General features: G+C 72.8%; 13 protein-coding genes and 1 riboswitch. Of the genes, 3 read left to right on the forward strand and 10 right to left on the reverse strand.

Annotated features, from left to right (window positions below):
- Positions 1–6 precede the first annotated feature (6 nt).
- Positions 7–2235 (reverse strand): catalase/peroxidase HPI, encoded by a 2229-nt coding sequence (gene katG / locus ACZ6WH_RS30685; protein ID WP_469732355.1) that lies wholly within the window; start codon positions 2233–2235, stop codon positions 7–9.
- Positions 2236–2595: 360 nt separating this feature from the next.
- On the opposite strand from katG, the gene ACZ6WH_RS30690 reads away from it, so the two are divergent.
- Positions 2596–3006 carry a Fur family transcriptional regulator gene (locus ACZ6WH_RS30690; protein WP_432860325.1) on the forward strand — a complete coding sequence of 137 codons (411 nt, stop codon included), beginning with the start codon at positions 2596–2598 and terminating at the stop codon, positions 3004–3006.
- Here the strand turns inward: ACZ6WH_RS30690 and ACZ6WH_RS30695 are convergent.
- Entirely contained in the window at positions 2972–3502 is a 531-nt protein-coding gene (locus ACZ6WH_RS30695; RefSeq protein ID WP_469732358.1) for a hypothetical protein, read from the reverse strand. The two genes, ACZ6WH_RS30690 and ACZ6WH_RS30695, sit on opposite strands and share 35 nt — an antisense overlap.
- Before the next feature lie 306 nt (positions 3503–3808).
- On the opposite strand from ACZ6WH_RS30695, the gene ACZ6WH_RS30700 reads away from it, so the two are divergent.
- Together ACZ6WH_RS30700 and ACZ6WH_RS30705 are read left to right on the forward strand one after the other, a co-directional pair.
- Positions 3809–4519, forward strand: a complete 711-nt coding sequence (locus ACZ6WH_RS30700; RefSeq protein WP_469732360.1) for a GntR family transcriptional regulator — start codon at positions 3809–3811, stop codon at positions 4517–4519.
- Between the two features lie 112 nt (positions 4520–4631).
- Positions 4632–5561: a phytoene/squalene synthase family protein gene (locus ACZ6WH_RS30705; protein ID WP_469732362.1), complete on the forward strand. Its 930-nt coding sequence runs from the start codon at positions 4632–4634 to the stop codon at positions 5559–5561.
- A gap of 31 nt (positions 5562–5592) precedes the next feature.
- Here the strand turns inward: ACZ6WH_RS30705 and ACZ6WH_RS30710 are convergent, their stop codons facing one another.
- The 8 genes from ACZ6WH_RS30710 to ACZ6WH_RS30745 all read right to left on the reverse strand — a co-directional run bounded on the left by ACZ6WH_RS30710 (position 5593) and on the right by ACZ6WH_RS30745 (position 13635).
- Entirely contained in the window at positions 5593–6891 is a 1299-nt protein-coding gene (locus ACZ6WH_RS30710; RefSeq protein WP_469732364.1) for an alpha/beta fold hydrolase, read from the reverse strand.
- Positions 6892–6995: 104 nt separating this feature from the next.
- A complete protein-coding gene (locus ACZ6WH_RS30715; RefSeq protein ID WP_469732366.1) occupies positions 6996–8060 on the reverse strand; it encodes a 2,5-dihydroxypyridine 5,6-dioxygenase NicX family protein in 1065 nt (354 codons plus the stop codon).
- A 105-nt stretch (positions 8061–8165) separates the two neighbouring features.
- Positions 8166–9848 (reverse strand): OPT/YSL family transporter, encoded by a 1683-nt coding sequence (locus ACZ6WH_RS30720; RefSeq protein ID WP_469732368.1) that lies wholly within the window; start codon positions 9846–9848, stop codon positions 8166–8168.
- Between the two features lie 134 nt (positions 9849–9982).
- Positions 9983–10780, reverse strand: a complete 798-nt coding sequence (locus tag ACZ6WH_RS30725; RefSeq protein WP_469732370.1) for an IclR family transcriptional regulator — start codon at positions 10778–10780, stop codon at positions 9983–9985.
- A 181-nt stretch (positions 10781–10961) separates the two neighbouring features.
- Positions 10962–11813: an ATP-binding cassette domain-containing protein gene (locus tag ACZ6WH_RS30730; protein WP_469732372.1), complete on the reverse strand. Its 852-nt coding sequence runs from the start codon at positions 11811–11813 to the stop codon at positions 10962–10964.
- Entirely contained in the window at positions 11810–12559 is a 750-nt protein-coding gene (gene cbiQ / locus ACZ6WH_RS30735) for a cobalt ECF transporter T component CbiQ (protein WP_469732374.1), read from the reverse strand. The genes ACZ6WH_RS30730 and cbiQ overlap by 4 nt, the downstream gene beginning before the upstream one ends.
- Positions 12560–12565: 6 nt before the next feature.
- Entirely contained in the window at positions 12566–12934 is a 369-nt protein-coding gene (locus tag ACZ6WH_RS30740) for an energy-coupling factor ABC transporter substrate-binding protein (protein ID WP_469732376.1), read from the reverse strand.
- Positions 12931–13635, reverse strand: a complete 705-nt coding sequence (locus ACZ6WH_RS30745) for an energy-coupling factor ABC transporter permease (RefSeq protein WP_432860349.1) — start codon at positions 13633–13635, stop codon at positions 12931–12933. Before ACZ6WH_RS30745 ends, ACZ6WH_RS30740 begins: the two co-directional genes overlap by 4 nt.
- A 30-nt stretch (positions 13636–13665) precedes the next feature.
- A riboswitch (cobalamin riboswitch) is annotated at positions 13666–13848 on the reverse strand.
- Positions 13849–13876 lie beyond the last annotated feature (28 nt).

Genomic DNA, 13876 nt, shown 5'->3' on the forward strand with positions numbered 1-13876 from the left:
TGCGGATCAGGCCAGGTCGAACCGGTCCAGGTCCATGACCTTGCTCCACGCGGCGGCGAAGTCCTTGGCGAACTTCTCCTTCGCGTCGTCGCTCGCGTACACCTCGGCGACGGCGCGCAGCTCGGAGTTGGAGCCGAAGACCAGGTCGGCACGGGTGCCGGTCCACTTGACCGCACCGGTGGCGCGGTCCCGGCCCTCGAACGCGGTCTGGTCGGCGGAGGTCGAGCTCCAGGCGGTGCCCATGTCGAGCAGGTTGACGAAGAAGTCGTTCGTCAGCGTGCCCGGGGTCTCGGTGAGGACGCCGGTCTTGGAGCCGTCGTAGTTCGCACCGAGGACGCGGAGGCCACCGACCAGGACGGTCATCTCCGGGGCGCTCAGCGTGAGCAGGTTCGCGCGGTCGACGAGCAGGAACTCGGCCGGCAGCCGGCTGTCCTTGCCCAGGTAGTTGCGGAAGCCGTCGGCCACCGGCTCCAGCGCCGCGAAGGACTCCGCGTCGGTGTGCTCCTCGGTCGCGTCGACCCGGCCCGGGGTGAAGGGCACCTGGATGTCGATGCCGGCGTCCTTGGCGGCCTTCTCCACGGCCGCGCTGCCACCGAGCACGATCAGGTCGGCCAGCGAGACCTTCCGGTCCGAGCCGCCGTTGAACTCCTGCTGGACGCCCTCAAGGGTGCGCAGGACCAGGGCGAGCTGGTCGGGGTTGTTGACCTCCCAGCCGCGCTGCGGCTGCAGACGGATGCGGGCGCCGTTGGCGCCGCCGCGCTTGTCGCTGCCGCGGTACGTCGAGGCCGACGCCCACGCGGTGCTGACCAGCTGCGAGACGGTCAGGCCCGAGTCGAGGAGCTTGGCCTTGAGGGCCGCGATGTCACCGGCGTTGATGACCTCGCCCTCGCGCTCCGGCAGCGGGTCCTGCCACAGCAGCGTCTCCGCCGGGACCTCCGGGCCGAGGTACAGCGACTTCGGGCCCATGTCACGGTGCGTCAGCTTGTACCAGGCGCGCGCGAAGGCGTCCGCGAACTCCTCCGGGTTCTCCCAGTAGCGGCGGGAGATCTGCTCGTAGACCGGGTCGAAGCGGAGCGCCAGGTCGGCGGTGAGCATCGCCGGGGCGATCTTCTTCGAGGAGTCGTGGGCGTGCGGGATGGTGCCCTCGCCCGCGCCGTCCTTCGGCTTCCACTGCTTGGCGCCGGCCGGGCTCTCGGTCAGCTCCCACTCGTAGCCGAAGAGGTTCTCGAAGAAGCCCATGCTCCACTTGGTGGGCGTGCTGGTCCAGGTGACCTCCAGGCCGGAGGTGATGGCGTCCGCGCCCTTGCCGGTGCCGTACGCGTTCCGCCAGCCCAGGCCCTGCTCCTCGAAGCCGGCGGCCTCGGGGTCGTCACCGACGCTCTCGGCCGGTCCCGCACCGTGGGTCTTGCCGAAGGTGTGGCCGCCGGCGATCAGGGCGACGGTCTCCTCGTCGTTCATCGCCATGCGGCGGAACGTCTCGCGGATGTCGCGGGCGGAGGCCAGCGGGTCGGGGTTGCCGTTGGGGCCCTCGGGGTTGACGTAGATCAGACCCATCTGGACCGCGCCGAGGGGCTCCTCCAGCTCACGGTCGCCCGTGTAGCGCTCGTCGCCGAGCCAGGTGGTCTCCGGGCCCCAGTAGACGTCGTCCTCGGGCTCGTAGGCGTCCACCCGGCCGCCGGCGAATCCGAAGGTCTTGGCGCCCATCGACTCCAGGGCGACGTTGCCGGTGAGGATCAGCAGGTCGGCCCAGGAGATGCTCTTGCCGTACTTCTTCTTGACGGGCCACAGCAGGCGGCGGGCCTTGTCGAGGTTGCCGTTGTCCGGCCAGCTGTTCAGGGGCGCGAAGCGCTGCTGACCCGTGCCGGCGCCGCCGCGGCCGTCGCTGATCCGGTACGTACCGGCGCTGTGCCAGGCCATCCGGATCATGAGCGGGCCGTAGTGGCCGAAGTCGGCCGGCCACCAGTCCTGCGAGGTGGTCAGCACCTCCTGGATGTCCTGCTTCACGGCCGCCAGGTCGAGGGACCGGAACGCCTCGGCGTAGTCGAAGCCGTCGTCCATGGGGTTGGCCACGGGCTGGTTCTTGGCGAGAATCTTCAGGTTCAGCCGTTCCGGCCACCACTGGCGGTTTCCACCGCCCTGGGTCGGGTGCGGGGCGCGCGTGTGCGCGACCGGGCAACCGCCAGCCTCACCCTCGGTTTTGGAGTCGGTGACGATTGCGTCGTGGTTCTCGGACATGCGGATCCTGATCCTTCCGGGCCAACGGGTCACGTTGTGGAGCTGTTGGGGTGGTGCGGGAGAGGGGTTGAAGCAGTCAGGGCGCCGCCCCGTGGGGTCACCCGGGACAGTCGACGGCTACGGCGTCCCACCGCGGGAAGAGCGGTGCGAACCGTACGACCATCGGACTTCTGCTGTTTTGTCGTCTCCTGTCCCTTGGCGGGTTCCGGAACTGATCCTACGATGGACAGAATCCAAGTCAATAAGTTGGCCAAACTCATACGCAGTAGAAGTACGTCGGCGTGCGTGGGGTGCGGTCCACGGGCTGGACGGCTGCGTCCATGGGCACCGTGCACCATCGAAACCGACGGGGTGAACCGAATGAGTGACCTGCTGGAGCGACTGCTGGGGCGTGGCTGGCGGATGACGTCCCAGCGGCGCGTCGTCGCCGAGGTCCTCAGCGGTGACCACGTCCATCTCACGGCCGACGAGGTCCATGCCCGCGCCGTGCGGCGACTGCCCGAGATCTCCCGCTCGACCGTCTACAACACCCTCGGCGAGCTGGTCGCCCTGGGGGAGGTCGCGGAGGTCTCGACCGACGGCCGCGCCAAGCGGTACGACCCCAACGCGCACCGCTCGCACCAGCACCTGGTGTGCTCCGGCTGCGGCACCATCCGCGACGTCCACCCCGTCGGCGACCCCCTCGCCGGCCTGCCGGCCGAGCAGCGCTTCGGCTTCACGGTCGCCGCGGCCGAGATCACCTACCGCGGGCGCTGCCCGTCCTGTGCCTGACCGGGGGCTCCTGGGCCTCGGCGCAGTCCTCGGCGACGGCACGCTCCAGCTGCTGCGTGCGGAAGCCGCTGCGGACGGCCCAGGCGTAGCGGGCGAGGGCGAGGGCGAGGGCGAGGACGAGCAGGGCGAGCAGGCCGTACGCGCCGGGCAGGGGCGGCTGGTCCAGCGGTCCGAACTCGCCGTAGTGGGACAGGGCCAGGACCGCCAGCAGGGTGCCGGCCAGCCAGCTGCCGCCGTCGAGCTGCCGGCGGCCCTCCGCGGTGGCGGCCGCGCGCAGCCCGAGCAGATGGAGGCCGATCGCGGCGGTCATGGCACCGACGTGGACCGGGAAGCTCCAGCTTCCCTCCCGCGCCACGCCGCTCACGTTCAGGAACCAGCCGCCGTGCGCGGAGATCCACAGCCAGGAGGCGAGGAAGGCTGCGGACAGCGTCCGGCCGGTGCCGGGGGCGATCCAGTCGTTGGCGGCCGGTGAGACCGCCGCGTCGATGAGGAGCACGGTGGCGAACGCTGGCCAGCCGGTAGGCGGCGGCCAGGCCGACCGCGCCGGCCCCCACCACAATGATCCGCATGGCGTCGAGTACCTCCTGACAGGGCGCCTGGGCGCCTCGGACGACGGGGGTCGTGGAGCGTTCACCCCTGGTTTGCAGATTGTTTGACAATCTGCGTTGGCCGGGGCCGTAGGCGGGCTGACGGGAGCCGTCAAGAGGTCGCCGCGAAATCCGCACCGGATCGGCGCGTACCGCGAGATCGCGGCCGGGGCGGCCGCGCCCCTACGATGTGTCTGACAATCAGCGGAGGTTCGATGAGTGAGCACGCACGCACGGCGGCCCCCGGGCCGCGGCCGGTCGCCAACCAGACCCGCCGGGACGCCGTCGTCGGCGAGCTGCGGCGGGCGATCCTGACCGGAGAACTGGAGTCCGGGCAGCGGCTGCGCGAGGTGCAGATCGCCCAGCAGATGGGCGTCAGCCGCCCGACGCTGCGCGAGGCCGTCCACCAGCTGACCCACGAAGGGCTCCTGGAGCAGCAGCCCTACCGGGGCGTCGTGGTGGCCACGGTGGACGAGAAGTTCCTGACCGACGTCGCGGCGGTGCGGGTCGCGCTGGAGAAGGTGGCGGCGCGGGCCGTCGCCGACGACCCGGACGGCTCCCGCAAGGCACTGGTACGCCGCAGCTGGGAGGCGTACCGCGAGGCGCACGCCGCCGGCGGCGCCGACCGGCTGCACAAGGCCCACATCGAGCTGCACCGCACCATCTGGACGGCGTCCGACAACGTCATGCTCGTCCGGATGTGGCCCATGGTCGAGGCGCACATCAACCTGGTGATCTCCGTCGACGAGAGCGAGCGCGCCGACCCCGACCGGGCGCTGCGCGTCCACGAGAAGCTGGTCGAGGCGATCTTCGAAGGCGACGGCGACACCATCGACGCCGAGGTCGAGGCGCACACCCGGCGCAGCGCCGACGAGCTCGTGGAGCTGCTGGCCGCCCGCCGGCGCGGGGGCGGGGGAGCCGTCTGAGCGGCGGCGCGGCCCGCTCGCTCGTACCTGCCCCAGGTAGTCTCGACCTTTTGTTTGTGACTCAAGGTGTTCTTGGTGCAGGAGGGTATGCGTGCGAGTGTGGCGACGTTGTATGGACGCGGGTGAGGTGTGGGGGAGTGAAGCCCGCGCCGACTACCTGAAGGTCGCGCAGTTCATGCAGCGCAGGGAGCCGGCCGGGTACGCGGCGGTGCGGATGCTGACGCCCGCGCACTTCCAGCCCCACGTGCTGGCCGGTTACGCCTTCGCGTCGTTCACCGACGACCTCTGCGACCGGGGCACCGTGGCGGAGCGGACCCGGCGCTTCGACGCGTGGGCGGGGCAGATCCGGGCGGCGCTGGATTCCGGCACCTCCCGGCACCCGCTGCTGCGCGCGTTCCTCCACACGTCCGGCCTGCGTGATCTGCCCCGCCACTGGATCGAGTCCTACCTGGACGGTGCGCGCATCGACCTGGACTTCCCGGGATTTAAGACGGAGGCCGACTACCAGGCGTATGTGGACCGGCTGACGTGGCCGTTCCTCATGATCACCACCGGGCTGGCGCAGCCGGGCGGCGGCACGCCGGAGTTCGCGCAGAGCTGCCGGCTGATCGCCGACGCGGGCCAGCGCACCGACATCCTGACGGACCTGGCGGAGGACCTGCGGGACGGGCGCCTCTACCTGCCCCTCGACGCACTGGAGCGGCACGGGGTCACCCGCGCCGACCTCGACGCGGGGCGCGACATCCCCGGCGTCCGGGCGCTCCTCGCCGACGGCGCCGGCAAGGCGCACCGCACGCTGCGTGAGGCCGCCCGGCTGCTGGACGAACTCCCCGAGGAGTACGGGCCGTTGATGCGGTTCGTCCTGGACCTGCATCACCAGCGGCTGGAAACGGTGGTGGCCATGGGCGCCACCGTCACCCGGCGGCCGGCCAGGGACAACCCGCTGACCTGCCTGCGCCTGCTGGCCAGGGCCCGCCGCCCGCACCACGGCCGGCACCCCGCCCCGCAGACCCGGAAGGAATACGAGCGGAGCGGGGTGTAGGGAGAGCCTTTACGGCGGCCGGTACGGATGCTCAGAGCCGGCCGTCGGCCATGGCCAGCAGCCGGTCGAGGACCGCGGCGTCCGCCCGTACGCCGTCGTGGGCGTGGGCGTCGGTGATCCAGGGGCGCAGGCCGCGTACCAGGTCAGCGGTGGCCAGGGACTGCTCGCGGTCGACGAACATGTCGTCGTAGTAGACGGCGGCGGTCACCGGCACGTCATTGCGGGCCAGTTGGTCCAGGTCGTAGAGGGCCGGCCAGTCGGAGCGCCGGGCGAGCAGGTCAGCGGCCCCGCGCAGCGGTACGAGGGCGGGGTCCTCCGCGAACTGCCAGGGGTAGATCATCTCGCCGGTGAAGCGGAGCGGGCCCGGACCGTCCGCGTCGAACTCCGGGAATTCGGCGCGGATCCGGTGCGCCGACCAGTCGGTGGGGCGGCCGCCCTGTGCGTAGATCGGCTCGTGGAGCACGGCGTAGAGGGGGCGCGGGGCGAAGGAGACGACGGCGTCGACGCCGCGCAGGAAGGTGTCGGACAGCTCGGGTCCGTGTGCGCCGTCGACGAAGGCGGATTCGAGAAGGTAGTGGAGGGTGTCGAAGCCGGACGACGTGCCGAAGGTGATGCCCATGGTCTGGAAGCGGCGGACGCTGAGGCGCTCGCCGGACGGCATCCGTACGTCGTGCGATGCCAGGTGGGCGGCGACCGATTCGGCGAGCTTCTGATCGCCGGGGTAGCGGGCGAAGTAGCGGTCGTTGTGGGCGAGGGTGCGCCGGTACGCGGCCCGGTACACCTCGTCCGCGTGGCCGGTCAGCGTAGGCAGGCCGCCGGTGACGAGCGCCCGCTCCAGCCCCTCGGGAGCGAGGCTCAGGTAGGTCAGCGTGCAGAAGCCGCCGAAGCTCTGGCCGAGGACGGTCCAGGGGCGGTCGCCGCACAGCATGCGGCGCAGCAGCTCGGCGTCGCGCACGATCGAGTCGGCACGGAAGTGCCCGAGGTGACCGGCGGCCGCCGCGGCGTCCGCGTGGCCGGCGAGGGTGCGGCGGTCGGCGGGGGTGGAGCGGCCCGTGCCGCGCTGGTCCATGAGCACCACGCGGTAGTCCTTGAGGGCGCGGCGCAGCCAGGCGCCGGCCGCGTGGGGCCGCTCGGCGCGGCCTCCCGGCCCGCCCTGCAGCCACAACAGGCGGGGCAGGTCGCGGTGTTCGTGTTCCGCGGCGACGACCTCGCGGGCGAAGAGGCTGATGGCCGGGGTGTCCGGGCGCGCGTGGTCGAGTGGCACGTCGAGGGTGTGGTCGGTGCAGACCAGGCCGTCGTGACGGTAGGTGGTCGGCGCAGAGGTCGTCATGGGGGGCTCCAGCGGGTTCGGCGACGGGGAGATTCAGGGCGTGTGCGTACGCCTCCGGGGGCGCCCGGTGCGGACGCCCCCGGGGACCTGCGGGTTCAGGCTCTTCAGTACCCCTCGACGCCCAGCTCGCGGCAGATCTCGACGAGTTCGGGGTGGACGTAGACCCCGTCCTTCTCGATGGCCTCGCCGTCGAGGTAGAGGGACGGGCCGAGCACGGAGCCGTCGGTGTGGGCGGCGGCGACCCACGGCTCGCCGCCGATCCAGGCGCCCTTGGTGCCGATGCCCAGCTCCACGCAGCCGAAGACGCGCTCGTCCTCGACGATGCGGCCGGTCGGCGCCGGCACACCCGGGTTGAAGCCGAGCGACCAGTGCGCGATCCGGAACATGTTCGGGTCGTTCCAGGACTCCATCCAGCGGCGGAAGACGTCCGCGTCCTGGCCGCCCTCGATCCGGGTGACGACGCCCTTCTCGACGGTGCAGCGGACGGGCGAGCGCAGCAGGCCGAGCTGGTCCGGCGGCCACAGGGCGCCGTCGAAGACGAGGACGCCGTCCTGGGTCGCCTCCAGCGGGTTCCAGGAGATCTGGCCGGAGAGCATGACGGTCTCGCCGGGCTTCTCGGCGGGCTTGCCGCGCAGGTTGACCGGCCGGTCGCCGTTCCGGCCGACCAGGTCCGTGCCGTTCGCCGAGGTGATGCGGACCTCGTCGGCCTGTTCCAGCAGGCGGACGAGGGCCTTGCCGAGCTTCATCACGCCCTCGAAGTCGGGGCGGCCCACCGTGGCCACCAGCATGTGTACGTCCATGGCGGTGAGGTTGGTGTACCGGCAGCCGTTCGCCATCGCGGTGCGGAAGGCGTCGGAGTGCATGACGTAGGAGACCGCGAACTCGATCCACACGTCGGCGTCCGCGATCGCGCCGGCGACCGGCCGCGGCGGCTCCATCGAGGAGCTGGGCAGGGTCTCGTACCAGACGACGACGGGGTGGGCGCCGGCGGCGGCGACGGCCTGCGCGGTCGCGTCGACCACCCGGCGGTCGCTGCTGGTGTCGCCGGTGAGGACGACGTGCTCGCCCGGCTTGACCAGCATGACCTGCTCGACGAGCTTGCGGGCGGCGAGGGCGAGTTCGAAGGCGAGATACTCACCGCGCGGTTCGAGGCGGCTGTACATCTCCATGAGGTTCTCCTTGTACGTACGTCGTGGTCGGTGCGGGGTGGGCGGCGGCGGTGGCGGGCGGGCCGTGGCGGGCACGGGCGTCCGGGCGGGGGCGGGCAACCGGCGTCAGCCGGCCTTGAGGATCTGTGCGGAGTCGCCGAGCGAACTGCCCGCGATGAGCCCGGCGCCGACGAGGTTCAGCTCCTCGTCGGCCCGCGGTCCGCGCAGCTTCCGGTACGCGACGCGCACGGCCAGGGCGGCGAGCACCAGCCAGCAGGCGTGCGGGGTGAGGATGAGCAGGCCGGTGGCGAGCATGACGCCCATCTGGCGGCGGGTGCCGCCGAGGAGCTGGACCAGCGCCCCGGGCACGGCCCACAGCAGCATCGTGCGGAGCACGCCCGGGTCGCCGAGTCCGTGCCGGACGGTGTCCGCGTAGACCTTGGCGACAGGCGGGACCAGGCCCTGCCGGAAGTACGACTGCCACAGCACGGCGACCACGACGAGGGCCGCGGCGAAGCCGATGAGCGCGGCGCGGAACTGCTCGCGGCGGCCCTCGCGCTCGTACGGGTCCCAGGGGCGGTGGTCCCGCCGCAGCAGCCAGCCGGCCTTGAGGTCGTACCCCATGTCGGCGAAGGCGGGGCCGGTGGCCGACACGTAGCCGACGAGCAGCGCGAGCGGTACCGAGGGGATGCCGATGAGGAGCCCGAGGACCAGGAAGATCAGGGTGACGGCGAAGGACGGGAACCAGCCGGACTGCATGGCCGCCAGCCCGACGATCAGCTCGTGCACCAGCGCGGCGAACGCCGCGAAGAGCACCCAGCCGACGAGGGCCACCGGGCTCATGTCGCCCAGGAGCCCGCCCACGACGGCGAGCGCTGCGGCACCGGCGACGAAGAGGGCGTAGCCGCGCAGGAGCGTCCGGCGCAGGCCGGACTCGTCGACGGTGACGGCGGTCGTGGGATCGGCGGCGGCCGGTCCGGTGGGGGCGGCGGTGCTGCTCGTGGCAGCCTCGGGCTTCCCTGCCCCGCCGCGGCGGCGTACGAGGACGACGGCGGCCTGTCCGAGGGCCACGATTCCGGCGCCGACCATGACGCCGTGCGGTACGTAGCCCACGCCCAGGTCGGTGTGGAACAGCGCGGGGCTGAACTCGCGCAGTCCGAGGCCCACGCCGAACATCAGCAGCGCCCAGACGTTGCCCAGGAACGCGACGCCCGCGGCGGACAGCGGCAGGCTCAGCAGCGTGCCGCCGATGCCGACGAGCGTGCCGGCGCCGAGGACGAGCGCCCGCTTGCCGCCCCTGTCGCCCGCCCTGATGGTCTCGGCGGCGGCGGTGCCCGGCGGCCAGGCGGCGGTCGCGGGCAGCAGCCGCGACCCGAAGGAGCGGTACAGCACCCACGTATCGATCAGCAGCCCGATGAACGCGCCGGCCAGCATCGGCCACACCAGATCCGTCCGCCCGAAGACGTACGGCACGGCGATGGACGTCAGCAGGGCGTTGGCCGAGGCGAAGGTGGCGGCGGAGATGGCGCTCTGGGCGAGGTTCTGCCGGTGGACGGAGCGCATGCGGCGCAGCCCGGCCAGCGGGACGCGGCCGATCAGCATGGCGATCAGCGCGCCGACGACCGAGGTGTTGGCGGAGATGCCGAGCTTGGCGACGAGGTCGGCGCCGATCACGGCGCCGACGACGGACAGCACGACGAGTACGGCGAGGACGAGCGGTTCGCGGACCCGTGGATGAGCGGCCGGGCCGCCGGGGGACTCCGATGGGTCCGGGGCGGATTCGGCCGTGGCCGAGGCGTGGTGCGACATGGGACACCCCTTTTGCGGGCAGGGCGGAGCAGCGTGCCGGCGCACGCGAGTGGGCGGATGGGCGCGTGGGGGGGAGGAGCGGGGGAGCGCGCGGGCGACGGCGTGCGTAAGGGTTCCGCCCGCCGGGCCCGGAATCAGGGGCCGAAGGCGGCGGTGGCCTCGGCGGCTCCGGCGACGACCAGGTCGACGATGCGGTCGGTGGCACGGGTGATGCGGTGGGCGGGGCCGATGACCGTCAGGGACGCGGCGACGGTGCCGGCCTGGAAGACGGGCGCGGCGACGGCCGCGACGGCCTCGTCGTACTGGCCGTGGCTGATGCTGTGGCCGGTCCTGCGGACCTCGGCGTAGCACTCCAGGAGCGCGTCGAAGTCGGTGATGGTGTTGTCGTTGAAGCGCTGGAGCGGGGTGGCTCCGAAGATCTGCCGGATCTCCGCCTCGGGGTAGTGGGCGAAGATCGCGTGCCCGGAGGCACCGGCGTGGCCCGGTATGAGGGCGCCCACGATCGCGGTGTAGCGGATGGGCCCGGTACCGTCCACGGCCGCGGCGCAGCGGTAGCCGCTGCCGTTCGGGACGTTCAGTACGACGCTCTCGCCGGTCTCCCGGAGCAGCTGTGCGAGGGTCGGGCGCACCAGTGACGGCAGGACGCCGCTGTGCTCACCGACCCGGGCCAGCCGGGACACCGAGGGCCCGAGACGGTAGCGGCGGGTGGCGGGGTCGCAGACGAGGAAGCCGCGGGCCATGAGGGTGGTGAGCAGCCGCTGTGCCACGGCCTTGTCCCAGCCGTGGTGGCGGGCGAGTTCACTCACGCCCCACTCGGGGCGCCGTTCGGAGAAGGTGAGCAGGGCGACCAGAGCGCGGTCGGCGCTCTGCAGAATGCCGCCCGCCGCCGGAGTCCTGCGAGGAGCCGTCTCCTCGGGGCCCGCGTCGGCCATGTGTCCGCACCTCTCTTCCCGGGACCGGCCTCCTTGCGCCGGTCGGTGCGCTCAGCGCAACGCCGTTGCGCTGAGCGGCGAGAACTATGAGCCCGCGGAAGAGAGGTGTCAAGGGGTCTGCGCTTGGCACCGCCTCGGCAGCTCCGTGCCGTCGACGGTGACCGGCAGCGCCCGGCGCTGGTCAGCCATCGGCGGGCACCGCGGGGGTACCCGCAGCCAGCTCCTCCGGGGTGCGGGGGCCCGGCGCCGTGTCCGGCAGCAGCCCGTGCGCGCGGAGCAGGCCGGTCACCGCGACGCCCCACGGCAGCCGCAGCCCGGCGTCGTGGAGGAGGTCCGTGCGCGCCAGCGTCGCGGCGGTCGGGCCGGTGTGCACGCCCTGCGGGGTGAGCAGCGCGGCGTCGTCGGACCAGCGCAGCGCCAGGTCCACGTCGTGGGTCGCCATCACCACCGTGGTGCCGCCCGCGCGGAGCCCGTCGAGGGTGGCGAGCAGCCGTTCCTGGCCGTCCGGGTCGAGCCCGGCGGTCGGCTCGTCGAGGATCAGCACCCTCGGCCGCATGGCGACCGCCCCGGCGATCGCGGTCCGCTTGCGCTGCCCGTACGACAGGAGGTGGGTGGGGCGGTCGGCGAGCGCGGCGATGTCCAGCGCGGCCAGCGCCTCCTCGACGCGGGCCCGCACGTCCGTGTCGGGCAGGCCGAGGTTCAGCGGACCGAAGGACACGTCCTGGGCGACCGAGGCGGCGAACAGCTGGTCGTCCGGGTCCTGCACCACCAGCTGCACGGTGGTCCGCAGCCGGGTCAGCCCCTTGCGGTCGTACCGCACCGGCTCACCGGCGACCGCCAGCCGCCCGGTGCGCGGCGCGAGTCCGCCGCTGAGCAGCCGCATCAGCGTCGTCTTGCCGCTGCCGTTGCGCCCCAGCAGGGCGAGCGCGCGCCCCTCGGGCACATCGAAGTCGAGGTCGCGCAGGACGGCGGGCCCGTCCTCGTACGCGAAGGAGGCGCCCCGCAGCGTGAGCAGGGCGGGGGAGTCGCTCATGACAGCGGCCTTTCCAGAACGAGGGTGAGGACGGCCAGCGCGACCAGCAGCGCCGCGCTCGCCGCCGTGAAGCGCGCGGAGATCCGTGCCTCGGGCACCAGGACGCGCAGCGTGCCGTCGTACCCGCGTCCGGCGAGCCCGGTCTGGAGCCGCGCCGCCCGGTCGAAGGCCCGCACGAAGGCGGTGGCGGCGAGCCCGCCGAGCGAACGCCAGGCGGCCGCCCGCGTGGTGTGCCCCAGCCGCGCGGCCTGCGCCTCGCGGATCCGCCGCACGGAGTCGAGCAGCAGGAAGCTCATGCGGTACGTGACCAGCGCGACGTCCACGACGGGCGCCGGCACCCCGGCCCGCACCAGCCGCGGCAGCAGGTCGGACATCGGGGTGGTGAAGGCGAACAGCAGCACGCCGAGGGAGGCGGCCGAGGTACGCAGCAGCAGCTCGGCGGCCCGGACCGCACCGCCCTCGGCCGGCGACACGAAGCCGTCCGCGCCGCCGACCTGTACGAGCAGGGGCAGCGCGCCGGTGACGCAGAAGCCCAGCGGCACCCGGTACGCGCGCCACAGCCGGCGTCCGGGCACGCCCGCCGGGCCGAGCAGTACCGCGAGCGCGGTCAGCAGGACGAGCGCGGCGCCCGGCCAGGGCGGCAGGGAGATCGCCAGGACGGTGAGCCCCAGTCCGAGCACGGCCTTGTCCACGGGGTGGCGGCGGCGCCAGCGACTGCTGTGCGCCGCCGCGTCGATCGGCAGCACGGGGGCTCAGGCCCCTTCGGCGGCCGATGTCCCGGCACCGTCCGGCGCGGGCCCGTCGTCCTGACGTGCCCGCGCCCGCTCCTCGCCCTGCCGGCGGCCGCGGCGCAGCCCGAAGTAGTACGCGAGCACGCCGGCGCCGAGGGCGGCCTGGAGGGCGAACAGCGCCGACTCGATCTCCCCGGACGGCGGTTCGTAGAGCGGCGAGAACCACGGCTCGTAGTCCGGCTCGATCTTGGTGATCGCGGTCTCCGCCTCGGCGTCGGAGCCGGTGAACGGTTCCTTCTTGTGGTCGCCGAGGCCGAGGGCCAGCGGCAGGACGGCGAGTGCGACCACCGCGAGCAGCAGCAGTGCGTTGATCTTCGTGTGGCGCTTCACCGGGCCGCCTCCGCGGTCGCGTCGGACTGCTTCCGCTCGCCGCTCAGGAGCACGCCCAGCCGGGTCAGTTCGCCCTTGCTGGACTGCACCAGGAGCCGCATCACCAGGACGGTCAGGAGCCCCTCGCTGATGGCGAGCGGGATCTGCGTGACGGCGAAGATGGAGCCGAACTTGCCCAGCGCGCCCAGGAAGCCGCTGCCCGGGTCGGGGAAGGCCAGCGCCAGCTGCACGCTGGTGACGCAGTAGGTGGAGAGGTCGGCGACGAACGCGCCGAAGAACACGGTGACCATCAGCGGCACGCCGTACCGGCGCAGCAGCCGGTAGACGCCGTACCCCGCCCACGGCCCGACGATCGCCATCGAGAAGGCGTTGGCGCCGAGCGTGGTCAGGCCGCCGTGCGCCAGCAGCAGCGCCTGGAAGAGCAGCGTGATGGTGCCGAGCACCGCCATGATCGGCGGGCGGAACAGGATGGCGCCGAGGCCGGTACCGGTGGGATGCGAACAACTTCCGGTCACCGAAGGCAGTTTCAGCGCGGACAGGACGAACGTGAAGGCGCCCGAAGCGCCGAGGAGCAGGGTGCTCTCGGGGTGCTCCCTGACCTCACGGGTGAGTGACCGGACTCCGTGGACGACGAACGGCGCCGACGCGACGCCCCAGGCGACCGCGTGCGCCGGTGGCAGAAAACCCTCGGCAATGTGCATGGCTCAGCAGACCCTCTCCAGCACCTCGTGGATGGTTGACGTGCCGAGGCCGGTCTCCTGGCTGACGGGTACCACCGCCCGTGCTCCGCCTTCCCGGGTCACAAGGACCCAGTGGCTGCCCGCGAGGGCCGGAGCCGGACTTCCCGATCACAGTGGCGAGGGCCGCACCGGCATCACACCGGATTTCCCGTTACCAAGGCGTGGCGACAGTAGTGCCAGGCCGTCGGTGCTGGCAAGCACG

This window comes from Streptomyces sp. NPDC050806 (assembly GCF_055586425.1).

What these genes read in the sequence shown, in the direction of transcription:
- katG (WP_469732355.1), bottom strand. Translation starts at nt 2,235, where the DNA reads ATGTCCGAGAACCACGACGCAATCGTCACCGACTCCAAAACCGAGGGT.
- ACZ6WH_RS30690 (WP_432860325.1), top strand. Translation starts at nt 2,596, where the DNA reads ATGAGTGACCTGCTGGAGCGACTGCTGGGGCGTGGCTGGCGGATGACG.
- ACZ6WH_RS30700 (WP_469732360.1), top strand. Translation starts at nt 3,809, where the DNA reads ATGAGTGAGCACGCACGCACGGCGGCCCCCGGGCCGCGGCCGGTCGCC.
- ACZ6WH_RS30705 (WP_469732362.1), top strand. Translation starts at nt 4,632, where the DNA reads ATGGACGCGGGTGAGGTGTGGGGGAGTGAAGCCCGCGCCGACTACCTG.
- ACZ6WH_RS30710 (WP_469732364.1), bottom strand. Translation starts at nt 6,891, where the DNA reads ATGACGACCTCTGCGCCGACCACCTACCGTCACGACGGCCTGGTCTGC.
- ACZ6WH_RS30715 (WP_469732366.1), bottom strand. Translation starts at nt 8,060, where the DNA reads ATGGAGATGTACAGCCGCCTCGAACCGCGCGGTGAGTATCTCGCCTTC.
- ACZ6WH_RS30720 (WP_469732368.1), bottom strand. Translation starts at nt 9,848, where the DNA reads ATGTCGCACCACGCCTCGGCCACGGCCGAATCCGCCCCGGACCCATCG.
- ACZ6WH_RS30725 (WP_469732370.1), bottom strand. Translation starts at nt 10,780, where the DNA reads ATGGCCGACGCGGGCCCCGAGGAGACGGCTCCTCGCAGGACTCCGGCG.
- ACZ6WH_RS30730 (WP_469732372.1), bottom strand. Translation starts at nt 11,813, where the DNA reads ATGAGCGACTCCCCCGCCCTGCTCACGCTGCGGGGCGCCTCCTTCGCG.
- ACZ6WH_RS30745 (WP_432860349.1), bottom strand. Translation starts at nt 13,635, where the DNA reads ATGCACATTGCCGAGGGTTTTCTGCCACCGGCGCACGCGGTCGCCTGG.